This is a genomic window from Azonexus hydrophilus (assembly GCF_038368255.1).
GTDB lineage: Bacteria > Pseudomonadota > Gammaproteobacteria > Burkholderiales > Rhodocyclaceae > Azonexus > Azonexus hydrophilus.
Map to the genome: position 1 here is coordinate 3,278,446 of NZ_CP151406.1, position 24,726 is coordinate 3,303,171.

The 24,726-nt window shown below is 66.0% G+C and carries 21 protein-coding genes; 13 read left to right on the forward strand and 8 right to left on the reverse strand.

Annotation, left to right across the window (positions count from 1 at the left end):
- Nucleotides 1-105: 105 nt before the first annotated feature.
- The gene (locus AADV58_RS15940) at nucleotides 106-2,700 is read left to right on the forward strand and encodes a chemotaxis protein CheW (RefSeq protein WP_341743690.1); all 2,595 of its coding nucleotides are present in this window, start codon (nucleotides 106-108) and stop codon (nucleotides 2,698-2,700) included.
- A gap of 40 nt (nucleotides 2,701-2,740) precedes the next feature.
- Complete coding sequence (gene rfaE2 / locus AADV58_RS15945; RefSeq protein WP_341743691.1) at nucleotides 2,741-3,229, forward strand: D-glycero-beta-D-manno-heptose 1-phosphate adenylyltransferase; 489 nt, start codon at nucleotides 2,741-2,743, stop codon at nucleotides 3,227-3,229.
- Nucleotides 3,230-3,237: 8 nt separating this feature from the next.
- On the opposite strand, the gene AADV58_RS15950 is transcribed toward rfaE2, so the two are convergent.
- From AADV58_RS15950 to AADV58_RS15965, 4 genes are all read right to left on the reverse strand, one after another.
- Nucleotides 3,238-4,362, reverse strand: coding sequence for an ABC transporter substrate-binding protein (locus AADV58_RS15950; protein ID WP_051295290.1), 1,125 nt, complete (start codon nucleotides 4,360-4,362; stop codon nucleotides 3,238-3,240).
- Nucleotides 4,363-4,533: 171 nt separating this feature from the next.
- Nucleotides 4,534-5,382 carry an HDOD domain-containing protein gene (locus tag AADV58_RS15955; RefSeq protein ID WP_341743692.1) on the reverse strand — a complete coding sequence of 283 codons (849 nt, stop codon included), beginning with the start codon at nucleotides 5,380-5,382 and terminating at the stop codon, nucleotides 4,534-4,536.
- Nucleotides 5,383-5,404: 22 nt separating this feature from the next.
- A complete protein-coding gene (gene ssb, locus AADV58_RS15960) occupies nucleotides 5,405-5,869 on the reverse strand; it encodes a single-stranded DNA-binding protein (RefSeq protein WP_028994292.1) in 465 nt (154 codons plus the stop codon).
- Nucleotides 5,870-5,880: 11 nt separating this feature from the next.
- Nucleotides 5,881-7,065 (reverse strand): MFS transporter, encoded by a 1,185-nt coding sequence (locus AADV58_RS15965; protein ID WP_341743693.1) that lies wholly within the window; start codon nucleotides 7,063-7,065, stop codon nucleotides 5,881-5,883.
- Between the two features lie 151 nt (nucleotides 7,066-7,216).
- On the opposite strand from AADV58_RS15965, the gene AADV58_RS15970 reads away from it, so the two are divergent.
- The 3 genes from AADV58_RS15970 to AADV58_RS15980 all read left to right on the forward strand — a co-directional run bounded on the left by AADV58_RS15970 (nucleotide 7,217) and on the right by AADV58_RS15980 (nucleotide 11,085).
- Nucleotides 7,217-7,792, forward strand: a complete 576-nt coding sequence (locus AADV58_RS15970) for a L,D-transpeptidase Cds6 family protein (RefSeq protein ID WP_341743694.1) — start codon at nucleotides 7,217-7,219, stop codon at nucleotides 7,790-7,792.
- 96 nt (nucleotides 7,793-7,888) lie between these two features.
- Complete coding sequence (uvrA, locus tag AADV58_RS15975; RefSeq protein ID WP_341743695.1) at nucleotides 7,889-10,714, forward strand: excinuclease ABC subunit UvrA; 2,826 nt, start codon at nucleotides 7,889-7,891, stop codon at nucleotides 10,712-10,714.
- The gene (locus tag AADV58_RS15980) at nucleotides 10,711-11,085 is read left to right on the forward strand and encodes a diacylglycerol kinase (RefSeq protein ID WP_341743696.1); all 375 of its coding nucleotides are present in this window, start codon (nucleotides 10,711-10,713) and stop codon (nucleotides 11,083-11,085) included. The genes uvrA and AADV58_RS15980 overlap by 4 nt, the downstream gene beginning before the upstream one ends.
- Here AADV58_RS15980 and AADV58_RS15985 read toward each other — a convergent pair.
- The 3 genes from AADV58_RS15985 to AADV58_RS15995 all read right to left on the reverse strand — a co-directional run bounded on the left by AADV58_RS15985 (nucleotide 11,082) and on the right by AADV58_RS15995 (nucleotide 15,810).
- Nucleotides 11,082-11,465: a hypothetical protein gene (locus tag AADV58_RS15985; RefSeq protein ID WP_341743697.1), complete on the reverse strand. Its 384-nt coding sequence runs from the start codon at nucleotides 11,463-11,465 to the stop codon at nucleotides 11,082-11,084. The genes AADV58_RS15980 and AADV58_RS15985 overlap by 4 nt on opposite strands.
- Before the next feature lie 75 nt (nucleotides 11,466-11,540).
- Nucleotides 11,541-14,900, reverse strand: coding sequence for a UvrD-helicase domain-containing protein (locus tag AADV58_RS15990; protein ID WP_341743698.1), 3,360 nt, complete (start codon nucleotides 14,898-14,900; stop codon nucleotides 11,541-11,543).
- 1 nt (nucleotide 14,901) lies between these two features.
- On the reverse strand, nucleotides 14,902-15,810 hold the full coding sequence (locus AADV58_RS15995; protein WP_341743699.1) for an SPOR domain-containing protein: 909 nt from the start codon (nucleotides 15,808-15,810) through the stop codon (nucleotides 14,902-14,904).
- A gap of 156 nt (nucleotides 15,811-15,966) precedes the next feature.
- On the opposite strand from AADV58_RS15995, the gene AADV58_RS16000 reads away from it, so the two are divergent.
- Complete coding sequence (locus AADV58_RS16000) at nucleotides 15,967-17,280, forward strand: DUF3422 domain-containing protein (protein WP_341743700.1); 1,314 nt, start codon at nucleotides 15,967-15,969, stop codon at nucleotides 17,278-17,280.
- A 6-nt stretch (nucleotides 17,281-17,286) separates the two neighbouring features.
- Here AADV58_RS16000 and AADV58_RS16005 read toward each other — a convergent pair whose 3' ends face one another.
- Nucleotides 17,287-18,534, reverse strand: a complete 1,248-nt coding sequence (locus tag AADV58_RS16005; protein WP_341743701.1) for an HD-GYP domain-containing protein — start codon at nucleotides 18,532-18,534, stop codon at nucleotides 17,287-17,289.
- Between the two features lie 86 nt (nucleotides 18,535-18,620).
- Between AADV58_RS16005 and AADV58_RS16010 the strand changes: the two genes are divergently transcribed.
- The 7 genes from AADV58_RS16010 to AADV58_RS16040 all read left to right on the forward strand — a co-directional run bounded on the left by AADV58_RS16010 (nucleotide 18,621) and on the right by AADV58_RS16040 (nucleotide 24,687).
- Nucleotides 18,621-19,553, forward strand: a complete 933-nt coding sequence (locus AADV58_RS16010; protein WP_028994282.1) for a phosphoribosylaminoimidazolesuccinocarboxamide synthase — start codon at nucleotides 18,621-18,623, stop codon at nucleotides 19,551-19,553.
- Between the two features lie 71 nt (nucleotides 19,554-19,624).
- A complete protein-coding gene (locus AADV58_RS16015; RefSeq protein ID WP_028994281.1) occupies nucleotides 19,625-20,392 on the forward strand; it encodes a DUF2189 domain-containing protein in 768 nt (255 codons plus the stop codon).
- Nucleotides 20,393-20,454: 62 nt separating this feature from the next.
- Nucleotides 20,455-22,509, forward strand: coding sequence for a M3 family metallopeptidase (locus AADV58_RS16020; RefSeq protein WP_028994280.1), 2,055 nt, complete (start codon nucleotides 20,455-20,457; stop codon nucleotides 22,507-22,509).
- Nucleotides 22,510-22,529: 20 nt separating this feature from the next.
- The gene (locus tag AADV58_RS16025; protein WP_051295289.1) at nucleotides 22,530-22,994 is read left to right on the forward strand and encodes a glutaredoxin family protein; all 465 of its coding nucleotides are present in this window, start codon (nucleotides 22,530-22,532) and stop codon (nucleotides 22,992-22,994) included.
- On the forward strand, nucleotides 22,991-23,755 hold the full coding sequence (gene xth, locus AADV58_RS16030; RefSeq protein ID WP_028994279.1) for an exodeoxyribonuclease III: 765 nt from the start codon (nucleotides 22,991-22,993) through the stop codon (nucleotides 23,753-23,755). Before AADV58_RS16025 ends, xth begins: the two co-directional genes overlap by 4 nt.
- A gap of 4 nt (nucleotides 23,756-23,759) precedes the next feature.
- Complete coding sequence (locus tag AADV58_RS16035) at nucleotides 23,760-24,425, forward strand: Crp/Fnr family transcriptional regulator (RefSeq protein ID WP_043420884.1); 666 nt, start codon at nucleotides 23,760-23,762, stop codon at nucleotides 24,423-24,425.
- A gap of 70 nt (nucleotides 24,426-24,495) precedes the next feature.
- Nucleotides 24,496-24,687, forward strand: coding sequence for a YgaP family membrane protein (locus tag AADV58_RS16040; RefSeq protein WP_028994277.1), 192 nt, complete (start codon nucleotides 24,496-24,498; stop codon nucleotides 24,685-24,687).
- Nucleotides 24,688-24,726 lie beyond the last annotated feature (39 nt).

Consider the following 24,726-nt stretch of genomic DNA (forward strand, 5'->3'; position numbering starts at 1 on the left):
CCGCACCCGGCAAGGCATTGAATTATCGGTACATTCTTTGCTTATTCATGCTTTCCTAAAAAAATGCGCCCAGCCCGGGCGCATCAAAACGAGGAGGCAATCGGGATGGCGCTTTACAAGGGAATCGAGATCGACCCGTCGCTGAGCGGCTGCGTGCGTCACATGCAGGGGGTCGAGGACTATCGCGAAGTACTCGGCGGCCTGCAGGCGACCTGGGACACGCTCGGCCTGCTCGGCCAGCTGACCGGCGCCGCCACCGAAATGGCCGGCACCCGCGAAGCCTTCCAGCAGCTGACCGGTGACCTGCTCAACCACCTCGGCCGCGAGACCCTGCGCAAATCGGTGGCCGAACTGCGGGCCAAGGCCCAGACCAGCATCGACATCCTGGTCCGCAACCTGTTCGAGCGCACCGCCGACATCGGCTTCCTGTCAGCCGACGACGACATCCGCAATTTCCTGCTCGGCGAAGACGCCAGCCCCGCCCCGCTGCAGACCCGTTTTCGCGAATATGTCGAGAAATACTCGGTCTATGCCGACATTGTCCTGTTCGCCCCCGATGGCCGCATCCGCGCCCGGCTCAACGAACATCCGGGCGAGACTTCCTGCCATCCGCTGATCAGCGAAGCACGATCGACACCGGCCAGTTATGTCGAATATTTCGGCGAGACCGATTTCCTGCCGGCCGGCAAGCAACTGATCTACGCCTACCGGGTCGAGGACGACGGCGGTAACTGCCTCGGCGTGCTGGCGCTTGCCTTCCGGCTCGCCGACGAAATGCAGGGTATTTTTGCCAACCTGCTCGACGACGGCGACCTGAGCCTGCTGGCGACGGTGGACACCAGTGGCGAAGTGGTCGCCAGCTCGTCGCCGATCCAGTTGCCGCCGGGCACCCGCCTCGAACAACGTCTGCTCGACGCCGGAGGCGAAATCATCCGTCTGGCTGGCCGCGAATACCTGGCCTTTGCCCGCCCGGCGCACGCCTACCAGGGCTACCCCGGCCCGGGCTGGCTGGGTCTGGCGCTGATTCCGCTGGAGTTCGCCTTCGAGCGCAATGAAACCAAATTGCTGCAACACATCGACAGCCAGACGCTGGCCAACGTCACCCGTCACCCCAGCCTGTTTTCCGAAGCCTTGCAGACCATCCCGGCCCGCGCCGAGCGCATCCAGGAAGACCTCAACCGCTCGGTCTGGAACGGTTCGGTCCGCCAGGTCGACGCCAGCCAGGGCAATGCCGCTTTCGCCAAAACCCTGCTCTGGGAAATTTCCAATACCGGGCGCAAAACCCAGTCCATCTTCGAGCAATCGATCGGCAACCTGCACCAGACGGTGGTTGCCGCGCTGCTGCAGAACGGCGTGTCGCGGGCGGCGTTTGCCATCGACGTGATGGACCGCAATCTCTACGAGCGCGCCAACGACTGTCGCTGGTGGGCGCTCAACGCCAGCTTCCGCCAAATACTCTCCGAACCCGCGCTGAGCCCGGCGCAGAGTGCACAATGCTCGGAAATACTGCGTTACATCAATGGCTTGTACACCGTGTACACCAACCTCATCCTGTTCAACACGCAGGGCCAGGTGGTTGCCAGTTCGGCCGACGACAGCGAGTCCCTGGTCGGCAGCCGGCTGCACGAGGAATGGGTCGGCCGCTGCCTGGCCATCGACAACTCGCGCGCCTACGTCTTCTCGCATTTCGCGCCGAGCGCGCTTTACGCCAACCGGCCGACCTACATCTACGCCGCTGCCATCCGCGATCCCGGCAACAGCAAGGTGGTCGGCGGCATCGGCATCGTTTTCGACGGCGCCCCGCAGTTTTCCGCGATGCTCCACGATGCCCTGCCCCGCGACGCCAGCGGCCAGATCGTCGACGGGGCCTTCTCGGCCTTCGTCCGCGAGGATGGGCGCGTGATTTCCTGCACCGATCCGCGTTACCCGGCGAACAGCCTGTTCCCGCTCTCCCCGATGCAGCGCAAGCTCGGCCGGGGCGGCCGCTGCGCCGACATCGTCAACATCGACGCGCAGTATTACGCCGTCGGCACCGCCCAATCGGCCGGCTACCGCGAGTACAAGACCAGCGACGGGCAGGTGGACGACATCCTGGCCATTTCGGCCTTCCCGCTCGGCAGCGTCGCTGTCGGTGAGGCCGCCCCCACCCGGAGCAGTCGCAACAGTACCCAGGGCCGCACACGGCGCGTCGGCAACGGCAACGACCTGCTCGAAATCGCCACTTTCTACATCGGCAAGCAATGGCTCGGCATCCCGACCAACGATGTGGTCGAGGCCATCGACACCGAGGAACTGACACCGGTCTTCGGCGGCAAGAGCGACCTGGTCGCTGGCGTCCGCATGTACCGCGGCAACCTGATCTCGGTGCTACACCTCGAACGCCTGCTGACACCCGGCGCCGACATCCCCGAGCGGGCGCGCCAGATCATCGTGGTCCGTACCCATGGCAAGAGCTGCCTCGGCCTGCTGGTCGACGAACTGGGCGAAATTCCCGAAGTGGCCCGCGAGGAAATCCAGCCGGTCAGCCACATGGCAGCCGCCGGAGACACCCTGACCATCGGCGTGGTCGAAGGCATGCGCCGGGCCGGCGACCGTCACGGCATGCTGTCGATCATCGGCGTTGACCGACTCTGTCGGCGCATCGGCTGCCACTGCCCGGAACAGGAACCGGCCCGCCTGGTTGCGCTGCCGGGCGGCTGAGCGGGGGTACAATGCCGGCCTCAGCCGAACATTGTCCGCCATGAACTACTCGTCCCCCGCCTTCGAAAACAAGATCTGCCCGCCCGATGAACTGGCGCAGCGCTGCGCCGAACTGGCCCGGCCGCTGGTATTCACCAACGGCTGCTTCGACATCCTGCACCGCGGCCACGTCACTTACCTGGCGCAGGCCGCAGCCTTGGGAACGAGCATGGTGGTGGCGCTCAATACCGACGCCTCGGTCAAGCGACTGGGTAAAGGCGACGACCGCCCGGTCAATGCGCTGGCCGACCGGCTGGCAGTCATGGCGGCGCTCGAATGCGTCAGCCTGGTCACCTGGTTCGACGAGGACACGCCCTTGCAGCGCATTGTCGACTGTCGTCCCGACATCCTGGTCAAGGGCGGCGACTGGCCGGTGGACAAGATCGTTGGCTGCAACGAAGTACGCGGCTGGGGCGGGACGGTGCATTCCATCCCGTTCATCCATCAGAAATCGACGACGGCGCTGCTCGAGAAGATCCGCCGCCTGTAGCCGGCGTCTTACTGAACGACCTGGCCGCCACGGCCAAGCATGGCGAAGTCGACGTAGGTCGAGCCAGTGCGGTCGCTGGCCGAAAAATCGAGGCTGTAACCGCCGAGATCAAGCTTGCGGATCGCCGCCACCGCCTTGCCGGCTTCGGCTCCGCTGGCGGCCCCCTTGCGCAACGCAGCAACCAGCACCTTGGCGGCGATGAAGCCCTCCATCGAACGGGCGCCGAGGTCGGCGTGCTTGCCCTGCCCCTTCAGCTTGGCATACTCGCGCACCAGCGGCAGTACCGACTTGCTTTCCGGCGGCACCACCTGCGAGAAGGCGAAGCCGCGAGCAACTTCTGGCCCGAGCTTGTCGAGCAGGACTTTCGAATCGATGATGGAAAGACCGTAGATCGTCGCAATACCACCGCGCTCGCGGTACTGACGCACAAATTCGACCGCCGCCAGCGTCGTCGCCCCGAGGAAAATCGACGCCGGATTGGCCTTCAGCATCGACTCGACAGCGCCCTCGACCTGGGTCGTATTGCGCTCGTAACCGGCACGCGCAACCAGTTCGATGCCCCACTTGCCCGCCTCGGCTTCGGCGCCAGCGAGCACGTCGTCACCCAGTGCATCCTTCTGGAAAACCAGACCGACACGCTTCTGGCCGACCTGGCCAAGCTGCTGGAAGAGGCGCGAAATCTCGGCCCGATAACCGGCCTTGACGATGAAAATTGACGGTTTCCCGGTCACCGAGCTGGCGCCGGACACGGCACCGACCAGGGGCGTGCCACTACGCGCCAGCGCGCCGTCACGTACCAGGGCTTCAACGTTATTGGTACCGACACTGCCGATGAAGGCGACCGGCGCCTCGCGCTCCAGACTTTCGCGGACCAGGCGAACCGTGGTTTCGGGATTCTGGCCATCATCGCGGCTGACAAAGCGCAGCTTGGCACCGTTGATACCGCCAGTGGCATTGACGTGATCGAAATAGAGCCGGGCGCCAGCGCCAATGGCGCGGCCGGTGACCCCCTGTGGGCCGCTCAGCGGCGCAACCTGGACCACCAGAAGATCCTTGGCGGCTGCAACCTGAGCACCTGACAGCAGAAAGAATTGTGCAGCGACAAGCCGCACGAGGAAGACGAAGGCACGCATGGAGTTTTCTCGGGCAACTCACCGCGATTGCGGCGAGCTATCCCGATGACGGGAAAAATGACCCGGTAATTATCCACGCCAAGAGTTACCAGCCAATTACGGAAACCACCTAGGACGCCCAGCCATTGCGCGTAGGCTTGAACAGTTTCCCAACGGCGACCGGCAGCAGGCTTATGCGCCCAACGCCTTCTTCAGCGAAGCGACTTCCTCTTCCGATTCCTCGACGATGGAAGCCAGGGTGTCGGCGTCGAACAGGGTGTCGAGCATCGAGGTGTCGACCGGCGCGTCGTAGGCCGGATCGCGCCAGCAGGACGTCCGGTTGGCGATCTTGTTGGCCACGTAGAGGACGTCGGACAAGGTCCGGATGTCCTTGATCTCGCGATCGTTTTCGTGCTCCTGCACGGCCAGCAGTACCGACTCCGGCGAGCCTAGCGCCGACAGCAGGGCATGGCCGATGTTGTCGTGCCAGCCGACCAGCAGGGCGTGCAGTTCGGCCTTGTCGGCGATCAGTTCCGGGAAGCCGGCGGCGCGCGACATCAGGTAGAAGACACCGATGTCGTGCACCAGGCCGGTGAACATCGCCTCGTCGCCGTTGATCTTGGCCATCTTGCGTGCCAGCACCCGGGACAGCGCGGCCACATGCGCGGTGTGTTCCCACAGGCGCTTCGAGATTTCCTCGAACGGCTGCATCTGCTTGGATTTGAGCAACTGCTCCATGGCCACGGCAAACGACACCGTACGCACCGCCTCCATGCCGACCCGGATGATGCCGTTCTTGACGTCGGCGATCTCGCGTCCGGACGGATTGAGCGCCACCGAATTGGCCATGCGGATGATCTTGGTACTCATCAGCGGCTCGGCACCGACCAGCTTGGCCAGCTGGTCGACGTTCAGGTTCGGATCCTTCAGTGCAGTACGCACCTGGAAGGTGATGTCGAGGAAGGTCGGGAAGGTGATCTCGTCGCCAGACAAATCCTTGGCGATGTCTTCGAGAACCTTGAAGGTGATGGCTTTGCTCATGGAGAGGCCTCGTTGCTGGGGCTCAGAACGGGATGTCGTCACCCAGATCGTCGAAGGAGGGTTTCGGCTTGTTCTTCGGCGGCGCCGGGGAGTAATCGGTCGGCTCGTCGTAACCGCCGCCACCGCCCTGCGAAGCCGGCGCGCCCATGCCCTGGCGCGAGCCCAGCATCTGCATTTCGGTACATTCGATTTCGGTGGTGTAACGGTCCTGGCCGTCCTTGTCCTGCCACTTGCGGGTCTTGATGCGGCCTTCCAGATACACCTGCGAGCCCTTGCGCAGGTACTGACCGGCGATTTCGGCAAGCTTGCGGTAGAAGACCACGCGATGCCATTCGGTGATTTCGCGCTTCTCGCCGCTGTTCTTGTCCTTCCAGCTTTCCGTCGTCGCCAGGCGGATGTTGCAAACGGCGTCGCCGCTGGCCGTGTAGCGGGTTTCGGGATCGGCACCGAGATTGCCGACGAGAATCACCTTGTTGACCGAGGCCATGTTCCTGTCTCCTAAGCAGTTTGTCCCGCCGGCGCCGGGCGCCGCTGCGGAAAATTCATCGTACCGGCAACGACCAGCCAGATCAGGGCGAGGACGGTGCAGGCGGAAAACACCGCATTATCACCGAAATGCTGCGCAATGGTGCCCCCGGCTGCTCCGCCGATGAACAGGCCGATCGCCTGAGTGGTGTTGTACACGCCCAGCGCCGCGCCTTTGGCGGCCGGCGGCGCGGTGCGCGAGACCAGCGACGGCAGCGTGGCTTCGAGGATGTTGAAGGCGACGAAGAACAGCAGCAGCCACAGGCCCAGCGCCCACAAGCTGGCACTGAACAGGAACAGGCCGAGCTGGACGCAGGCGGTCAGGGCAATGGCGGCGAGGAAGATCGGCCGCATCTTGTCCTTCTTTTCGGCGGCGATGATCGCCGGCACCATGATCGCGAACGAGGCCAGCACGGCCGGCAGGTAAACCTTCCAGTGTTCCGGGGCGGCCAGGCCACCCCGGCTGAGCAACGCGTGCGGCAGGACGACGAACATCGCCATCTGGATCATGTGCAGCGTGCCGATGCCGAGATTGAGCTTGAGCAGGTCCGGATTGGTCAGCACGGTGCGCAGCGGCAGCTTCTGCTGGCCGACCGGTTTCGCCACCGCCGGCACGGCCTTGAGCAGCAGGACGATGGCCGCCAGCGCCAGCACGCCGGTCAGCGTGAACAACCCGCCCATGCCGACCCAGCCGTAGAGCAGCGGCGCGCCGACCAGCGACAGCGCGAAGACCAGGCCGATCGACGAACCGATCATCGCCATCACCTTGGTCCGGTGTTCCTCACGCGTCAGGTCGGCGGCCAGCGCCGTCACCGCCGCCGAGATCGCGCCCATGCCCTGGAGCACGCGGCCGGCAATCATCCAGTGCATGTCCGGCGCCCAGGCGGCAATGAAGCTGCCCAGGGCGAATATCAGCAGACCGGCGATGATCACCGGCTTGCGCCCGACGCGATCCGAGGCCATGCCGAAGGGAATCTGGAATACCGCCTGGGTCAGGCCGTAGGCGCCGAGCGCCAGACCGACCAGCATCAGGTTTTCGCCGCCGGGCATGGTCGCCGCGTGCACGGAAAACACCGGCAGGATGAGGAACAGGCCGAGCATGCGCAAGGCGAAGATGGAAGCCAGCGAGGCGCCGACACGGCGTTCCTGCGGACTCATGCGATCGGAAGGGGAAGACATCGTTATAGGTGTTGTTGCATCGCAGCGAAGCGGCAATATTAGCAGGTTTGCCGAAGCCACCCCGAGCGGCGGCCGGGTTATAGTTGCGTCTATCGTTTCGTCATTTCCCCGTTTTGAACAAGGAGTGCATATGGCAGACAACAACGACGCCTTCCGTCAGGGCATGGCCGCCGGCCTGGTCGCCCTGAGTCTGGGCACCGCCGGCTGCAGCCACACGATGTCGGCAATTTTCGATGCCCCGGAACCGCCGCCGATGGTCGAGGAAGCAGGCGCACCGGCACCATCCGTCGCCCCGCAGTCAGTGGAAGCGACGCCCGCCGCCCCAGCGCCCGCGCCGGTCGCAGACCCCGCGCCACCGCCCGACAACAGCCTGGCGCTTTTCCTCACCGGCTGGCGTGACGCCTGGGCCGGCCGCGATGTCGCCGCCTACCTGGCGTACTACCACCCCGATTTCAAAGGCAACATGGTCAGCCCGGCGCAGTGGCGCAGCGCCCGCCAACGCATCATCGGCCGCGCCGGCCAGATCGAACTCGAACTCGGCCAGCCGGAAATCCGCCGCGAAGGCGCCGACCGTGCCTGGCTGACCTTTGACCAGCGCTATCGCTCGCAGGCGCTGAGCGACCAGGGAATCAAGCAGTTGCAACTACGTCGGATCGACGGTCGCTGGCTGATCGAGCAGGAAGTCTTCACCCCGCGCCAGCGCTGAGCCCACGGAAGGCTGTACATCCATACAGCCTTCCGTGCAAAACACGCCGCTTTTGCGTATAGTTGCCGCTCCCCAACCCACGCAAAAAAGACGGCGATGGAAACCCTGCGCATCCGCGGCGCCCGCACCCACAATCTCAAGAACATCAACCTCGACCTGCCGCGCGATCAACTGATCGTGATCACCGGCCTGTCCGGTTCCGGCAAGTCCTCGCTGGCGTTCGACACGCTTTACGCCGAGGGCCAGCGGCGCTACGTCGAATCGCTGTCGGCCTACGCCCGGCAGTTCCTGCAGTTGATGGAAAAGCCCGATGTCGACCTGATCGAAGGTTTGAGCCCGGCGATTTCCATCGAGCAGAAGGCGACCAGCCACAACCCGCGCTCGACCGTCGGCACCGTCACCGAGATCCACGACTATCTGCGCCTGCTCTACGCGCGCGCCGGCACGCCCTACTGCCCCGACCACGACAAGCCGCTGGAAGCGCAGACCGTGTCGCAGATGGTCGATCACGTGCTGGCGCTGCCGGCCGAAACCAAGCTGATGATCCTGGCGCCGGTCGTCGCCAACCGTAAAGGCGAACAGCTCGACCTGTTCGCCGAACTGCGCGCCCAGGGCTTTGCCCGCGTGCGCGTCGACGGCACCGTGTACGAACTCGACGCCGTGCCCAAGCTGGCCAAGTCGCAGAAGCACAACGTCGATGTCGTCGTCGACCGCCTGAAGGTGCGCGACGACATGCGCCAGCGCCTGGCCGAATCCTTCGAGACCGCGCTGCGCCACGCCGAGGGCCGGGCCATCGCGCTGGAGATGGATTCCGGCCAGGAACACCTGTTCTCGGCCAAGTTCGCCTGCCCGGTCTGCTCGTACGCGCTGCAGGAACTCGAACCGCGCCTGTTCTCGTTCAACAACCCGATGGGCGCCTGCCCGAAGTGCGACGGCCTCGGCGTCATCCAGTTCTTCGACCCCAAGCGCGTGGTCACGGCGCCGCACCTGTCGCTGGCCGCCGGCGCGATTCGCGGCTGGGACAAGAAGAACCAGTTCTATTTCCAGATCATCGAATCGCTGGCCGAGCACTATGATTTCACGGTCGACACGCCGTTCGAGCAACTTTCCGACGACGTCCGCCAGATCATCCTCTACGGCTCCGGCAGCACCGCCATCAACTTCCGCTACGCCAACGAGAAAGGCACGCGCTTCGACCGCAGCCACAGCTTCGAGGGCATCATCCCCAACCTCGAACGGCGTTACCGGGCGAGCGACTCCAACGCCGTGCGCGAGGAGCTGTCGAAGTACATCAGCAATTCGACCTGCCCGACCTGCAACGGCACCCGCCTGCGCGTCGAGGCCCGCCACGTGCGCGTCGGCGACAAGACGCTGCACGAGATCAGCCGCCTGCCGCTGGGCGAGGCGCGCAACTACTTCAACTGCCTGCAGCTGCCCGGCCATAAAGCGCAGATCGCCGACAAGATCCTCAAGGAAATCACCGCCCGGCTGACTTTCCTGATCGACGTCGGCCTCGATTACCTGTGCCTCGAACGCTCGGCCGAGACGCTGTCCGGCGGCGAGGCGCAGCGCATCCGCCTGGCTTCGCAGATCGGCTCCGGCCTGACCGGCGTCATGTACGTGCTCGACGAGCCGTCGATCGGCCTGCACCAGCGCGACAACGACCGCCTGCTGCAGACGCTGCGCAACCTGCGCGACATGGGCAACACCGTGCTCGTCGTCGAACACGACGAGGACGCCATCCGCACCGCCGACTACGTCATCGACATCGGCCCCGGCGCCGGCGTGCACGGCGGCTCGGTGGTCGCCGAAGGCACGCCGGCGCAGGTCGCCGCCAACCCGGCCTCGCTGACCGGCGCCTACCTGTCCGGTGTACGCGAAATCGCCGTGCCGCAGAAACGCCGGCCGCCAAACCCGGACAAGCAACTGCAGGTGGTCGGCGCCTACGGCCACAACCTGCGCGACGTCACGCTGGAGATTCCCGGCGGGCTGTTCACCTGCATCACCGGCGTCTCCGGCTCGGGCAAATCGACGCTGATCAACGACACGCTCTACGCCGCTGCCGCCAGGCACCTCTACGGTTCGACCACGGAACCCGCGCCGCACAAGGAAATCCTCGGTCTCGACCTGTTCGACAAGGTGATCAACGTCGACCAGTCGCCGATCGGCCGCACGCCGCGCTCCAACCCGGCGACCTACACCGGCCTGCTGACGCCGATCCGCGAACTGTTCTCGCAGGTGCCGGAATCCCGGGCGCGCGGCTACGGCCCGGGCCGCTTCAGCTTCAACGTCAAGGGCGGCCGCTGCGAAGCCTGCCAGGGCGACGGCATGATCAAGGTCGAGATGCACTTCCTGCCCGACATCTACGTGCCCTGCGACGTCTGCCACGGCAAGCGCTACAACCGCGAGACGCTGGAGATCCAGTACAAGGGCAAGAACATCCACGACATCCTCGGCATGACCGTCGAGCAGGCACGCGAATTCTTTGACCCGGTCCCGGTCGTCGCCCGCAAGCTGCAGACCCTGGTCGATGTCGGGCTCTCCTACATCACCCTCGGCCAGGCGGCGACCACGCTGTCCGGCGGCGAGGCGCAGCGGGTCAAGCTGGCGCTCGAACTGTCCAAGCGCGACACCGGCCGCACCCTGTACATCCTCGACGAACCGACCACCGGCCTGCACTTCGCCGACATCGAACTGTTGCTGAAAGTGCTGCACCGCCTGGCCGACCACGGCAACACCATCGTCGTCATCGAGCACAACCTCGACGTGATCAAGACCGCCGACTGGATCGTCGACCTCGGCCCCGAAGGCGGCGGCGGCGGCGGCCGCATCCTGGTCGCCGGCACGCCGGAACAGGTGGCGAAATGCAAAGCCAGCCATACCGGCCGCTTCCTCAAGCCGCTGCTGGAAAAGAAAAAGTGAGCGATTACAGGGAATTCAAGGGCAAGCAGGGTCTCGTCCGGCTGTTCAACGCGCTGGGCTACTCGCGCGACGGCCTGACCGCCGCCTGGAAGAACGAGGCCGCCTTCCGCGAGGAAACCTTGCTCGCCATCGTCGCCATCCCGCTCGCCGTTTTTCTCGGCGAAACCGGCGTCGACCGGGCGCTGATGATCGGCAGCATCCTGCTCATCCTGATCGTCGAAATCCTCAACTCCGGCCTCGAAGCCGTGGTCGACAAGGCCTCGCCGGAAAAGCACGAACTCGCCAAGCGCGCCAAGGACATGGGCAGCGCCGCCGTGCTGCTGTCGCTGGTCAATGCAGCGACAGTCTGGGCCTGCGTGCTGTGGCCTTAACCCTCGGCTGACGCCGCCTCGTCGCTTGGCTCAGCAGCGGCAAGCAGCCGGGCGACGACGAGTTTTGCGTCGGCGTAGATGTCCTGCGGGCCGAAGCGTTTTTCCAACCGCTCGATTCCCCGGCTCAACGACGGCGCCAGCCGAACGCCGATTTCTTCCAGGCTCAAGCCGGAGCGATCCAGCGACAACAACAGATCGCGGGACGAAACGTCCCGAACGCCATTTTCCAGCAGCGCGTAAAAGACACTACGCGAGATGCCGAAATGCGCCGCCACCCGGTTGCCGACGGCATGTCCCGAAGTCGGTCCATATTGCCGCCAGAAGAAGACGATCAAGCCAATCACGGCCACTAGGCCAAGCACACCGGGAAAGTAACCCAAAGTCAGACTCCTTGTGAATCACGCAGATTGGCAATCTGCTGCTGGGGAAAGTATATGTCAGGAGATGCGGCGCGCCTAAGCGGTGGGAGACAGCACCACCAACCGCCCCTGCAGCACGAACCACACCGCCAGCTTGAGCGGCTGCGGCTCGTCGGCGAACAGCGCGGCGTAACGTTCGAGCTGCGGGCGGAAGCTTTCGGCACGGTCAGCGAGTTCTTCCGGCGCGGCGCGCACGGTCTTGTAGTCGACGATCCAGCGCACGCCGTCAGCGATGAATACGCGGTCGATCACGTGCTTGATGGTCAGTTCGCCATCGCGGCTGGTCCATGCCTGTTCGGCGGCGCCGCCGGGATGGTCGGCGAGCAGCCAGCGGCCGGTGGCGGAGGTCAGCGTCGTTTGCAGCGCGCTCAGCGCTTCGTCGGCGCCGGCTTTGGCCTGGCTGGCGTCCAGGCCCTGGGCGCTTAGCCAGCGCTGCCAGCCGTCGACCAATCCGGGCAAACGCTCGGGGGGCCAGGCGGCGAGGCCTTGGCGGACGATCAGTTCGAGGCAGCGATGCACCAGCGTGCCGACTGCTGCTTCCGGCGTGGCGGCGGTTGCGGCGTCGGCCGTGTCGATGCGGTTGGCAGCCGGGCGTGACGGGGGTCGCGCCAGTTCGGCCGGTATCGCCGGCTCGGCCAGGCGCAACAGCGGCGGAACGAAGGTCGAGCCATCCTCGGCCGGGACGATGTCGGCCGGCGCATCGCCGGCCAGCGCTGCGGCGAAAACGGCCTGGCCGACGACCGGCCAGAGCAGGCGCAAGAAGCTGCCGGACGGCGGCTGACGCAGGCCGTCGTCGCTCTTGTCGCTGAGTTCGGCGACGCCAACCAGATGCAGGCGGCGGATCGCCCGGGTGGCGGCGACGTAGAGCAGGCGCTCGGTTTCGTGCGCGGCGCGGGCGTTTTCCAGGCGGCGCAGGGTGTCGTAGACGGTCGGCTCGTCGGCGCGTTCGCCGCGCGCGCGCAGCGGCGCGACCAGCAGGCGCTCGCGGCCGTCGGCGCCGAGCACTTCGTCCCAGAGCAGCAGCGGGCTGTCGTTGTTGCCGGTGTCGCGATGCAGGCCGGGCACGATCACCGTTTCGAACTCCAGCCCCTTGGCCTTGTGGATGGTCATCATCTGCACCGCGTCGCCGAGCGGGTCGGCCGGCGCGTAGAGTTCGCCGACACGCGCGGCGAGCGTCTCGGGGTCAAGGCGGTGGGCGGCGGCAAGCTGTTCGACCAGGGCGAAGAAGGCCTCCACATCGGCCAGCGCCGCCGGCGCTTCCAGGCAGCGCGGGCCGCCGAGCATCAGCCAGACGCCTTCGAGCCAGCGCCGCGGCGGCTGGCGGTCACGCTCGGCCAACGCCAGGCCGACGACCTCGCGCAGATGCTGCAGGCGTTGGCGACCGTCGGCGCTGAGCGCGGCCAGCCGCGCCTCGTCGTTGATCAATTGCCAGACGGTGCGCTGTCGGTCGTTGCCGGCGAGCGCGTGCAGGTCGGCCAGGGTCAGCCCACACCACGGCGCGCGCAGGATCGCCAGCCAGTGCACGCGGTCGGCGCGGTGGCTGAGCGCACGGTAGAGGCTGAGCAGGTCCTGGATGTGCTGGCGCTCGGCCAGGCCTTCAATCTCGACCGCCTGGAAGCGCAGTTCCGGCGACTGACGGCGGATCGCCTCGACCAGGCCGTCGAGGTGGCGGCGGGCGCGCACCAGCACGGCGATGCGGCCCTGCGGGTCGGCCGCCCGGGCGGCGCGGATCAGTTCGAGCGTCAGCGCCGCCTCGGCGGCAGCGCCGTCGCCGCGCTCGAACACCGGGTGCAGGACGACGCCGCTGTCGGCAACCGCCGTCTTGGTCGCCGTCGATTCGGCGTAGCAGACGGCGCCGGCGGCCGGGTCGTCGGCCGGCGGAAAAATCGCCGGGAAGGCGCCATTGACCCAATCGACGATGGCCGGGTGGGAGCGGTTGTTGCGGTACAGGCGCAGGTGTTCGAGGCGCAGGTCGCCGATGCCGCGGGCGCGGACGTTGAGGAAGAGCCCGACGTCGGCCTTGCGGAAACGGTAGATCGACTGCATCGGGTCGCCGACGACGAACAGCGTGCGTCCGTCGTCCGGCGTCCAGCCGCGCATCAGCCGGGCGATCAGGGCGACCTGGCCGGGGCTGGTGTCCTGGAACTCGTCGACCAGCAGGTGACGGATGCGGTAGTCGAGCGCCTGGGCGAGGTCGGTCGGCGCCTCGTCGTCGCCAAGCGCCAGCCCGGCGCGGGCGGCAATCTCGATGAAATCGACTTCGCCGGCTTCCTGGAAGGCCAGCCACAACTGGCCGGCGGCGAGCCGGAGCAGGCGCGAGAAGTCTTCGACGGTCGACCACTCGGCGTCGCTCAGCACCGGTGCCGGCAGCCCGCCGATACCAGCGAGCGCGGCTTCCAGCCCGGGCACGTCGGCCAGTTCGGCGAGCAGGCCGGCCATCGCCGTTTTCTGCTCGGCGAATTCCTTGCCGGCCGGGAAACCGACGTTCTTGTTCAACGCCTTGCGGAAACCGCCGTCGGCGGTCAGCAGCAGGCCGGCCAGCGCGCGCCAGGCGGCGAGGTCGGCACTGTGCGGGCATAAAGGCTGCTGCCAGTCGAGCAGCGGCGCCAGCACTTCCGGCGCGTTGGCGGCGGCGAAGCGGGCCAGCGGCGCCAGCCGCGCCTGCCAGGCGGCGTCGAGCAAGGCGGCGGCGCGCGCCAGCTCGCGCTCGACCAGCGCGGCGAAACCAGCTTCGACCTCGTCGCGCAGGACGCCGCCGTCGACGCGGGCGGCGTGCTGCAGCCACTGGTCACGCCGGCCGAGCATGCTCACCAGCAGGCGTTCGAGACGACCGGCGTCGTTGTCCATGAAGGCCAGCGCTGCGGCGACGACGGCGGCGTCGGGCGTGTCGGCCTCGACCATGGCCAGCGTCCGCCGCGCCGCCGTCGCGTAGTGCGCCTCGGCATCGTCGGTAACCGCCGGCTGAGCGCCGAAGCGGGAGAGGAAAGGCATCTGCCGGGCCAGCCCGGCGCACAGCGCGTCGAGCGTGGTGACGCGCAGCCGGCCGGGATGCGCCAGCAGGTTCCAGCCCAGCTCGCGGTCGCGGGCCAGGACAGCGAGCGCCCACTTGCGCGTTTCAAGCTTGTGCGGCGCCAGCTCGCCGGCGTCGCAGGTGGCCGCTTCGAGGCTGCCGAGGATGCGGTCGCGCATCTCGGTCGCCGCCTTGTTGGTGAAGGTCAGCGCCAGCACTTCTTCCGGTGCGTCGACGATGGCCAGCAGGCGCAGCGTGCGCTGGGTCAGCAGCTCGGTCTTGCCGGCGCCGGCCGGCGCTTCGACGATGAAGGAAGCGAGCTCGAGTGCGCGCCGGCGGGCTGCGGCGTCCTCTTGCAGGCGATCAGCGATCAGGTCGCTGCTCATCTCAGCGCTTTCCCGGCAGCGCCTGCAGCGTCATCTGCGTTTGCGCACGAACGTCGCCGAGCCGGCGCGACCAGGGTTTGCCGGCGCGCAGGGCCGCCGGCAATTCCGGCATCGCCCGGCGGGCCGCAGCGACATCGGCAAAGCGCCCGTAAAGCAGCGCGTACCAACGCTGCCCGTCGCGCTCGAAGGTCAGCAAGGCCAGCTCACGCTGCCAGGGATGACGCCGGGCGACAGCCCGCGTCTCGGTCTGGCTGATCGAGGCAAAAACCTGGATCGTTGCCGCGTCGACGGGTGCAGCCAACCAGGCGGCGGTGGCCGGATCGCCGGCCGGTGGCACCGGCTGAGCCGAGATCCGTTCGGGTTCGGGCGGTGGGTTCACCGGTGCTTCAACGACCGTTGGCGGGGCGCTGACTGCAGCCATTTTCGGTTCTGCCGGCGGCACCTTGAGCTCGGCGGCCGGCGGCGGCGCGTCGGCGACAAACCCCAGCGCAGCCGCCCGCTGGTAGTAACTTGCCGCACTTTCACCGGCTTGCGCCGGAACCAGTTCGGCGGCCAGCAGTTCGGCGAGGTTGAACAGGGCCGCCGGATGATCCTGGCGACCGGCCAGTCGCCACCAGTGGGCCGCGCCGGCGTAATCGGCCTGGAACATGTTGAGGTAGTTGCCCAGGTTGAACTGCGCCTCGGCATGGCCGGCCTCGGCCGCCTTGCGCAGGTATTCGAGTCCGCGCGCATTGTCGGGCGCAACGCCCTCGCCGGCAAAATATCGCAAGGCCATCCGGTAATCCGCGCCCGGGTCGGCGACCACGCTGAGACGCGGCGTCTCGGCCCCGGCGGGCAAAGCCAGCCCCTGCGCCAGCGCGAAAGCCGGCAACAGGCCGACGAAGAAAAACAGGGTGCGGATGATGGCCATCGAAACTCTCCGTGGATTCGGCCGGTATTCTAAAGCCCGTTGGCGCCAGCGGCGCGCTTTTGCATGCCTTTGTCTTTTCTCGGGGAAGCGGGCACGGCGGCAAAACCCGGTGCTACAATCTGCTGCACCGCACCAAACCCTTGCCCCGAGACGGTCATGCACCCGCGCCTGATACTCGCCGAACTGGAAGAACACCCGCTCCGCCAGCGCCTGAACAACGAGTTCCACGCTCGTCCATCGACCGCGCTGAGCGGCGCCGTACTCGTCTCGCACCTGGTCTTCAAGCACGCGGCGACGACCGCCGAGGCGGAACGGGCCAACCTGTCGAAGCTGTGCCAGGGCCACGTCTGCAACTCGATCGACAGCTCTGACTCGCACCTGATGATCGAAACCGGCGCCTTCCGCATGCGCTGGGAGTTGCACACCGAGTTCTCAACCTACACCTTCTATCGCGAACTGACGCCGGGCGAGACGCTGCACCCCGACGTCACCGCCTTCGACGCGGTGCATCCGGAGTGGTTGGGCGGCATCCCGGGCAAGCTGATGGTAGCAACCCATGTCGAGCTGCGATCGACCGCCGAAATCAGCCCGGAATCGGTCCTCGCCGGTCTCTCGCCGAGCGGTCGGGCGCTCGGTGGCGCCCGCGTCGCCGACGACGCGGCCTGGGTGTTCACCGATTTCAAGATCGACAACGGCTTCTCGCGCTTCCTCGTCCTCAACGACGGCATGACTCAGCGCCAGGCCGGCCGCACCGTGCAACGCCTGGTCGAGATCGAGACCTACCGGATGATGGCGCTGCTCGGCCTGCCGGTGGCCAAGGAAGTGGGCGCCTGGCTGTACACCGGCGAGAAGAAGCTGGCCGAGCTGATGGAACGCATCGGCGAGGCCAAGAATCCGGAGGACGAGCGCAGCGTTCTCGCCGCACTGTCGGCGCTGGCTGCCGACGTCGAGAACTCGGTCGCCCGCACCACCTTCCGCTTCGGCGCCTCGCGCGCCTACCACGGGCTGGTCGCGCAACGCATCGAGGAACTGCGCGAGACGCGCATCCCCGGCCTGCCGACGCTCTACGAATTCATGCAGCGCCGCCTGCTGCCGGCGATGAAGACCTGCGAGGCGATCAGCCGCCGTCAGGAAGAACTGTCGGCGCGCGTCGCGCGCAACAGCCAGTTGCTGCGCACCCGTGTGGACATCGAACTCGAGCGCCAGAACCAGGAACTGCTGACCCAGATGAACAGCCGCGCCAAACTGCAGTTGCGCCTGCAGGAAACGGTCGAAGGCCTGTCGGTGGTGGTGCTCACCTACTACGGATCGCAACTGGTGCAGTACCTGGCCAAGGGCAGCAAGGACCTGCACCACCTCAACACCGACGTGATCACCGCCGTTTCGATCCCAGTCATCGCCGGCCTGGTCGCCTGGGGCACCCGGCGCATGCGCCGCAAGCTCGCCGCCGAGGAAACCGGCGGCCACTGAGTCGATTCAGCCCGCCGGTTTGGCTGCTGCCATCGCGGCCGGCAGGTCGGCCAGGGTCAAGGCCACCAAATCCGCATCGACCCGTCCCTGGTCCACCAGTTCCTGCATGAATGCCGCAACTTTTTCCGCCGGCAGGCCGGTGCGATACGGACGGTCCTGGGCCATCGCCTGAAAGATGTCGGCGACGCGCAGTATCCGGGCTTCCAGGCACAGGCGCTCGGCGCTCACCCGGAAGGGGTAACCGTCGCCGCCGGGTGACTCGTGGTGATACGCCGCCCACAGCGCAATCTCGTCAAAGCCGGGAATCGGCTTGAGTATCTGGTAGGTCTCGAAGCTGTGCGCATTCATCACCTTGCGCTCGCGCTCGTCGAGTTTGGCCGGCTTGTCGAGGATTTCGTCCGGCACCCTCAGCTTGCCGATATCGTGCAGCAGACCGGCAATTTCCAGCTGCTCGCAACGCGCCACCGGCAGGTCGCAACGTTCGCCCAGCCAGCGGGCAAGCCGGGCGACACCGAGCGAATGTTCGGCGGTGAACGGGCTCTTGGCGTCGACGATGCGCGAGAAGATGGTCGCCAGTTGTTTCAGCTCACCGATGTTCATCACATGGCGGCGCCCGCGCGTGCGCATGTCGTTGAGGTAGGTCTGGATGCTGCGCGGCTCCAGGTTCAGCCAGAAGGATTCCGAGCGCGACGCTTCAAGGAACAGATCGACCAGTTCAGGCGCGAAAAAACTGCCCGAGCGCGCACTGATTTCACCCCGGATACGCTCGGTATGCATCAACAGGCTGCCGTCAGCGTAATGCGGCGCGGACAGCGCATCGACCCGGTCGACGAGGTAGATCAAGTTGGCCTGCAGGAGCACCTGCCGGTCGTGGTCGCGCTGGACCAGGTCGGCCCAGTGCGTGTGGTGCAGACGAACGGGCTGCGCCATGTCGGCCAGCGGCGCGAAATCACGCAGCAGTTCGTAGCCGGTCAGACAATGCTTCTGCGAGCTCTCCCAGTCGAATTCCTTGACCAGATGACCATGGGTAACCGTAGACGAGACACCGATATCGTGCAGCAGGCCAAGGTCGAAGATGAAACGCGTTTCCTCATCGCTCACCCCCTGGCTACGCAAACACTCGGCGGCCATGATGCCGACGCGCTTGCCGTGCGCCAGATCGTCGATACCGACCAGATCGAGGGCATCGGACAGGGCGTAGATGACGGAACGGAGATCGGCGCCAAGGAGCGCGTGAGGGTGGTGTGTGCTCATGGGAAGATTATGCATCAATCGCTGCCCGGTGCCTTGGCCGCGCCCCTCCCTTATAATTCGCCCTTTGATCTTTCGGGACCACGACCGTGACCGCTCCGCTTTTCGAATCTTCCATCACCAGCCTGCCGCTCCTGTCCAAGGGCAAGGTCCGCGACATCTACGCGGTCGACGCCGACAAGCTGCTGATCGTCACCACCGACCGCCTGTCGGCCTTCGACGTCATCCTGCCGGACCCGATTCCGAAGAAGGGCGAAGTCCTGCAGGCCGTCGCCAATTTCTGGTTCGACAAGCTCGGTCACATCGTTCCCAACCAGCTCACCGGCGTCGATCCGGAATCGGTGGTGGCTGAGAACGAACGCGATCAGGTGCGTGGCCGTGCCGTCGTCGTCAAGCGCCTGAAGCCGCTGCCGATCGAAGCCGTGGTCCGTGGCTACGTGATCGGCTCCGGCTGGAAGGATTACCAGCAGACCGGCGCCATCTGCGGCATCGCGCTGCCGGCCGGCCTGAAGATGGCGCAGAAGCTGCCGCAGCCGATCTTCACGCCGGCAACCAAGGCGGAAGTCGGCGATCACGACGAAAACGTGTCCTTCGATCAAGCTGCCGCCAACTGCGACGCGACGCTCAACGACATGCTCAAGGGTACCGGCAAGACCGGCGCCCAGCTCTGCGCCGAAGCGCGCGACGCGGCCATCCGCCTGTACCAGGAAGCGTCCGACTACGCGGCGACGCGCGGCATCATCATTGCCGACACAAAGTTCGAGTTCGGCATCGACGCCGCCGGCACGCTGCACCTGATCGACGAAGCGCTGACCCCGGATTCGTCGCGTTTCTGGCCGGCCGACCAGTACGCCGAAGGCAGCAACCCGCCGTCCTACGACAAGCAGTACGTCCGCGATTACCTGGAAACGCTGGACTGGGGCAAGGTTGCTCCCGGGCCGAAGCTGCCGGCCGAAGTCGTCGCCCGGACCAGCGCCAAGTACATTGAGGCCTACGAAAAGCTGACCGGTAAAACACTGTAACAAAGCGCCGGGAACCGTTCCCGGCCGCCGCAGTCCGACAGGTGTGTCTGATTCGACCGAGGAGTCCAGCCATGCACACCGTCTTTTCCACCCCTGGCGACAGCGCTGTCGCCATCCGCCGCATTGATGCCCGTGCCCCCAGCCGCTGGCTGGAGGCCGCCTGGCAGGACATCCGGCACAACCCCCTGCCCTCGCTGGCCTACGGCCTGCTGTTCGCGCTCGGCGGCGACCTGATCCTGCTCTCGCTGGTCAGCCATCCACACCTGCTGACTTTCGCCATTTCCGGTTTCTTCCTGGTCGCCCCGCTACTCGCCGGCGGCCTGTACGAACTCAGCCGGGCCCGCGAACAGGGCGAGAAACCGCTGTTCATCGAATCGCTGCGCGCCTTCCGGCGCAACGGCCAGTCGCTGGCGCTGTTCGGCCTGCTGCTGGCGTTGACCGCGCTACTGTGGGAACGCTTCACGGCGATTGCCTTCGCCCTGCTCAGCGGCGGCGGCGCCTTTGCCGGCAGCGCGCTACTCAGTGAAATCCTGATCGGCGGCGAACACCTGGCCTTTGTCGCCACCTGGGCTATCGTCGGTGCCCTGCTCGCCGCCTTCGTCTTTTCGCTGGCCGTCGTCTCGGTACCGATGATCATGGACCGGAACTGCGATCCGGTCACCGCCATGACCACCAGCCTGCGCGCGGTCGCCGCCAACCCCGGCCCGCTGGCACTGTGGGCGGTGTTGATCGTGATCCTGACACTGACCGGCTTCGCCACGCTGCTGTTCGGCCTGATCGTATTGATGCCGATGCTCGGTCATGCGTCGTGGCACGCTTACCGCGAGCTAGTAGAATAGGACGCTGACGCCAATAACCCGGGGCGGCCACGACCGCCCCTTTTTCTTGCCCCCGGACCATCATGACGACCACCAATCCCCTGCTCGATTTCACCGACCTGCCCCGTTTCGACCTGATCCAGCCGGAACACGTCAAACCGGCGATCACGCAATTGCTGGCCGACGGCCGCGCCCTGGTCGAACGCCTGACCGCCGACGGCACACCCGCCACCTGGGCCGACTTCGCCGGGGCCCTGAGCGAAGGCCTGGAAGGTTTCGGCCGCGCCTGGGGTGTCGTCGGCCACCTGCATTCGGTCAACGACGTGCCGGCCTGGCGCGAGGCGTACAACGAGATGCTGCCGGAAGTCTCGCGCTTCTACACCGAACTCGGCCAGAACCTGAAGCTGTTCGACAAGTACCGGGCACTCAAGCAGAGCCCGGAATACGCCACGCTCTCCGCCGAGCGCAAGAAGATCGTCGATAACGAGATCCGCGATTTCCGTCTCGGCGGCGCCGAACTGCCGGAAGACCAGAAACCGCGCTTCCAGGCGATCATGGAAGAGTTGTCGCAGCTTTCCGCCAAATTCTCGGAAAACCTGCTCGACGCGACCAATGCCTTCGCCGAGATCGTCACCGATGAAGCCCTGCTCGCCGGCCTGCCCGACTACGCCAGGGATGCCGCCCGCGAAGCCGCCGAGAAAGCCGGTGTCGAGGGCTGGAAATTCACCCTGCACGCGCCGTCCTACGGCCCGCTGATGCAATACGCCGAAAACCGCGAGCTGCGCGCGCGCATGTACCGCGCCTACGCCACCCGCGCCGCCGAGATCGACAACGGCTACTCGAAGCCGGAATGGGACAACGGCCCGCTGATCAAGCGCATCCTCGAACTTAAGGCCGAGGACGCGGCCATGCTCGGCTTCAACAACTTCGCCGAGGTCTCGCTGTATACCAAGATGGCCGATACGCCGGCGCAGGTGCTCGACTTCCTGCGCGACATGGCGAAGAAAGCCAAGCCCTTCGCCGAGAAGGACATCGCCGAACTGAAGGCCTTCGCCCGCGACGAGTTGGGCCTGGCCGACTTCCAGCCCTGGGACGCCGCCTACGCTTCCGAAAAGCTGATGCAGGCGCGCTACGCCTTCTCCGAACAGGAAGTGAAGCAGTACTTCACCGAACCCAAGGTGATCGCCGGCCTGTTCCAGGTCATCGAAAGTCTGTTCACGGTCAAGGTCAAGGAAGACAAGGCGCCGGTGTGGCACGAGGACGTGCGCTTCTACCGCATCGAGACGCCGGCCGGCGACCTGGTCGGCCAGTTCTACCTGGACCTCTACGCCCGCGAAACCAAGCGCGGCGGCGCCTGGATGGACGAGGCGCGCTCGCGCAAGCGGGCGGGCGGCGGCATCCAGAAGCCGATCGCCTACCTCAACTGCAACTTCGCCCGCCCGGTTGGCGGTAAACCCGCGACCTTCACGCACGACGAAGTCATCACCCTGTTCCACGAAACCGGCCACGGCCTGCATCACCTGCTGGCGCGCGGCGAGGAGCTGGGCGTTTCCGGCATCCACGGCGTCGAGTGGGATGCCGTCGAGCTACCGTCGCAGTTCATGGAAAACTACTGCTGGGAATGGGACGTGCTGCAGGGCATGACCGCCCATGTGGAAACCGGCGAACCGCTGCCGCGCGCGCTCTACGACAAGATGCTGGCAGCGAAGAATTTCCAGAGCGGCATGATGACCGTGCGCCAGATCGAATTCTCGATCTTCGACATGCGCCTGCATTACGAATTCGACCCCAAGGGCGACAAGACGGTGATGGATGTCATCGACGAAGTCCGCCGCGAAGTCGCCGTGCTCATTCCGCCCGAGTGGCACCGTTTCCCGAACAGCTTCTCGCACATCTTCGGCGGCGGCTACGCGGCCGGCTACTACAGCTACAAGTGGGCGGAAGTGCTGTCGGCCGACTGCTACGCGGCCTTCGAGGAGGCGGGCGACCCGTTCGACCCGGTGGTCGGCAAGCGTTTCCTCGAGGAAATCCTGTCGCGCGGCGGCGAACGGCCAGCGCTCGACAACTTCAAGGCTTTCCGCGGCCGCGAGCCCAGCCCCGACGCACTGTTGCGCCATAGCGGTATGATTGCCGCCTAAGTTCGCTCAGGGAGAAAACCATGCAACGACTGCTCGTCCTCTGCCTGGCGCTGTGCTGCGGTCTGGCACAGGCCCAGACCTACCGGTGGACCGATGCCAACGGCCGCACCATCGTCTCCGACACACCGCCGCCCGGCCAGGCACGCAATGTCGCCAAGGCCGGCGGCAAGGCCCAGCCCGATGACGGCCTGCCCTTCGCCACCCGCCTGGCCGCCGAAAAGCACCCGGTGCTGTTGTACACCGCCGCCGAGTGCGTGGCGGAATGCCAGCAGGCGCGCGAACTGCTCAAGACCCGCAACATTCCCTACAGCGAAAAGATGGTGAAGACGCCGGAAGAATTCGACGAATTGAAGCGGCTGATCGGCGACGTCTTCGTGCCGACGATGAAGGTCGGCCGCGAATTCCATCGCGGTTTTTCGCGTACCGCCTACGACAACCTGCTCGACCTCGCCGGCTACCCGAAAGCCGCAGGAGGCAAGCCTTGAAGATCGCTGCCTGGAACGTCAATTCGCTGAAGGTCCGCCTGCCGCATCTGCTCGACTGGCTGGCCGAAGCCACGCCCGACGTCGTCTGCCTGCAGGAGCTGAAGCTCGAGGACCACAACTTCCCGTGCGCCGAAATCGAGGCTGCCGGTTACCACGTCGCCTTCTCCGGGCAGAAGACCTACAACGGCGTCGCCCTGCTGGCACGCTCGCCGATCGCCGATGTCGTCTGCGGCAATCCGCTGTTTCCGGATGAGCAGAAACGCCTGATCTCCGGCACCGTCGATGGCATTCGCGTCGTCTGCGCCTACATGCCCAACGGCCAGGAAGTCGGCTGCGACAAATACGAATACAAGTTGCGCTGGCTCGATGCGCTGGCCGAATGGCTGGACGGTGAACTGCGGCAGTACCCGCAACTGGCGCTGTGCGGCGATTACAACATCGCCCCCGACGACCGCGATGTACACGACCCCAAGCGCTGGCAGGACTGCATCCTGGTCTCCGCGCCGGAACGCGCCGCCTTCCGCCGCCTGCTGGCACTCGGCCTGTCCGACAGCTTCCGCCTGTTCGAGCAGCCGGAAAAGACCTTCTCGTGGTGGGATTACCGCATGCTCGGCTTCCAGAAGAACCTCGGCCTGCGCATCGATCACATCCTGCTCTCCGGCCCGCTCGCCGAGCGGTGCACCGCAGCCGGCGTCGACCGCGGCCCGCGCAAGCGCGAACGACCGTCCGACCATGCCCCGGTGTGGGCAACGCTGAGCTGAAACGATGCCGATCCTGCTTGATCGCGAGCAATTGCTGACGCTCTACCCGGCACTTGCCGGCCTGCCCGAAGCGCGCATCGCACAACTGCTGCAGGCGCCGACCGCGAATCTGCCAGCCGGCACCACGGTGTTCTCCGAAAACCAGCCCTGCGCGGGGTTTCCACTACTGCTGGCAGGCAGCATCAAGGTCGTCAAGCAGGCCGCCAGCGGCCGCGAACTGATGCTCTACCGGGTCGTCCCCGGCGGCTCGTGCATCATTTCCTCATCCTGCCTGCTCGGCCGCAGCGACTATAACGCCCGCGGCATCGCCGAAACACCGTTGTCGCTGCTGCTTCTGCCGGTCGGCGAATTCGCCCGGCTGCTGGTCGACCACGCACCTTTCCGCGATTTCGTCTTCCACCTATTCGCCGAACGCATCGGCGAACTGATGCAACTGGTCGAGGAAGTCGCCTTCGCTCGTCTCGACCAGCGCCTGGCCAAGCTGATCCTGGCCCGCCAGAGCGACACCCTGAACGTCACCCACCAGCAACTGGCCGACGAACTGGGCAGCGTGCGCGAGATCGTCAGCCGACTGCTCAAGGGCTTCGCCGCGCAGGGCCTGGTATCGCTCGGTCGCGAGCACCTGACCGTGACCGACCGCGACGGCCTGAACAAACTTGCCGCTGTGTGACCCAGGTTACATACTGAACGGCGCGCCGCGCTTACATTGGCGTCGTCATTCAATCACTGGAGAACACATCATGAAAAGCAATGTTGGCGGCATCGACAAAATCCTGCGCATCGTGGCCGGCATCGCCCTGATCGCCTGGGCACTCACCGGCGGCCCGGTCTGGGCGTGGATCGGCATCGTCCCCCTGGCCACCGGTCTGATGGGCTGGTGCCCGCTGTATCCGCTGATCGGGTTGAATACCTGCCCGCTGAAGAAGGACTGAGCAGCCTCGCTCCGACAAAAACCCGCTGCGGCGGGTTTT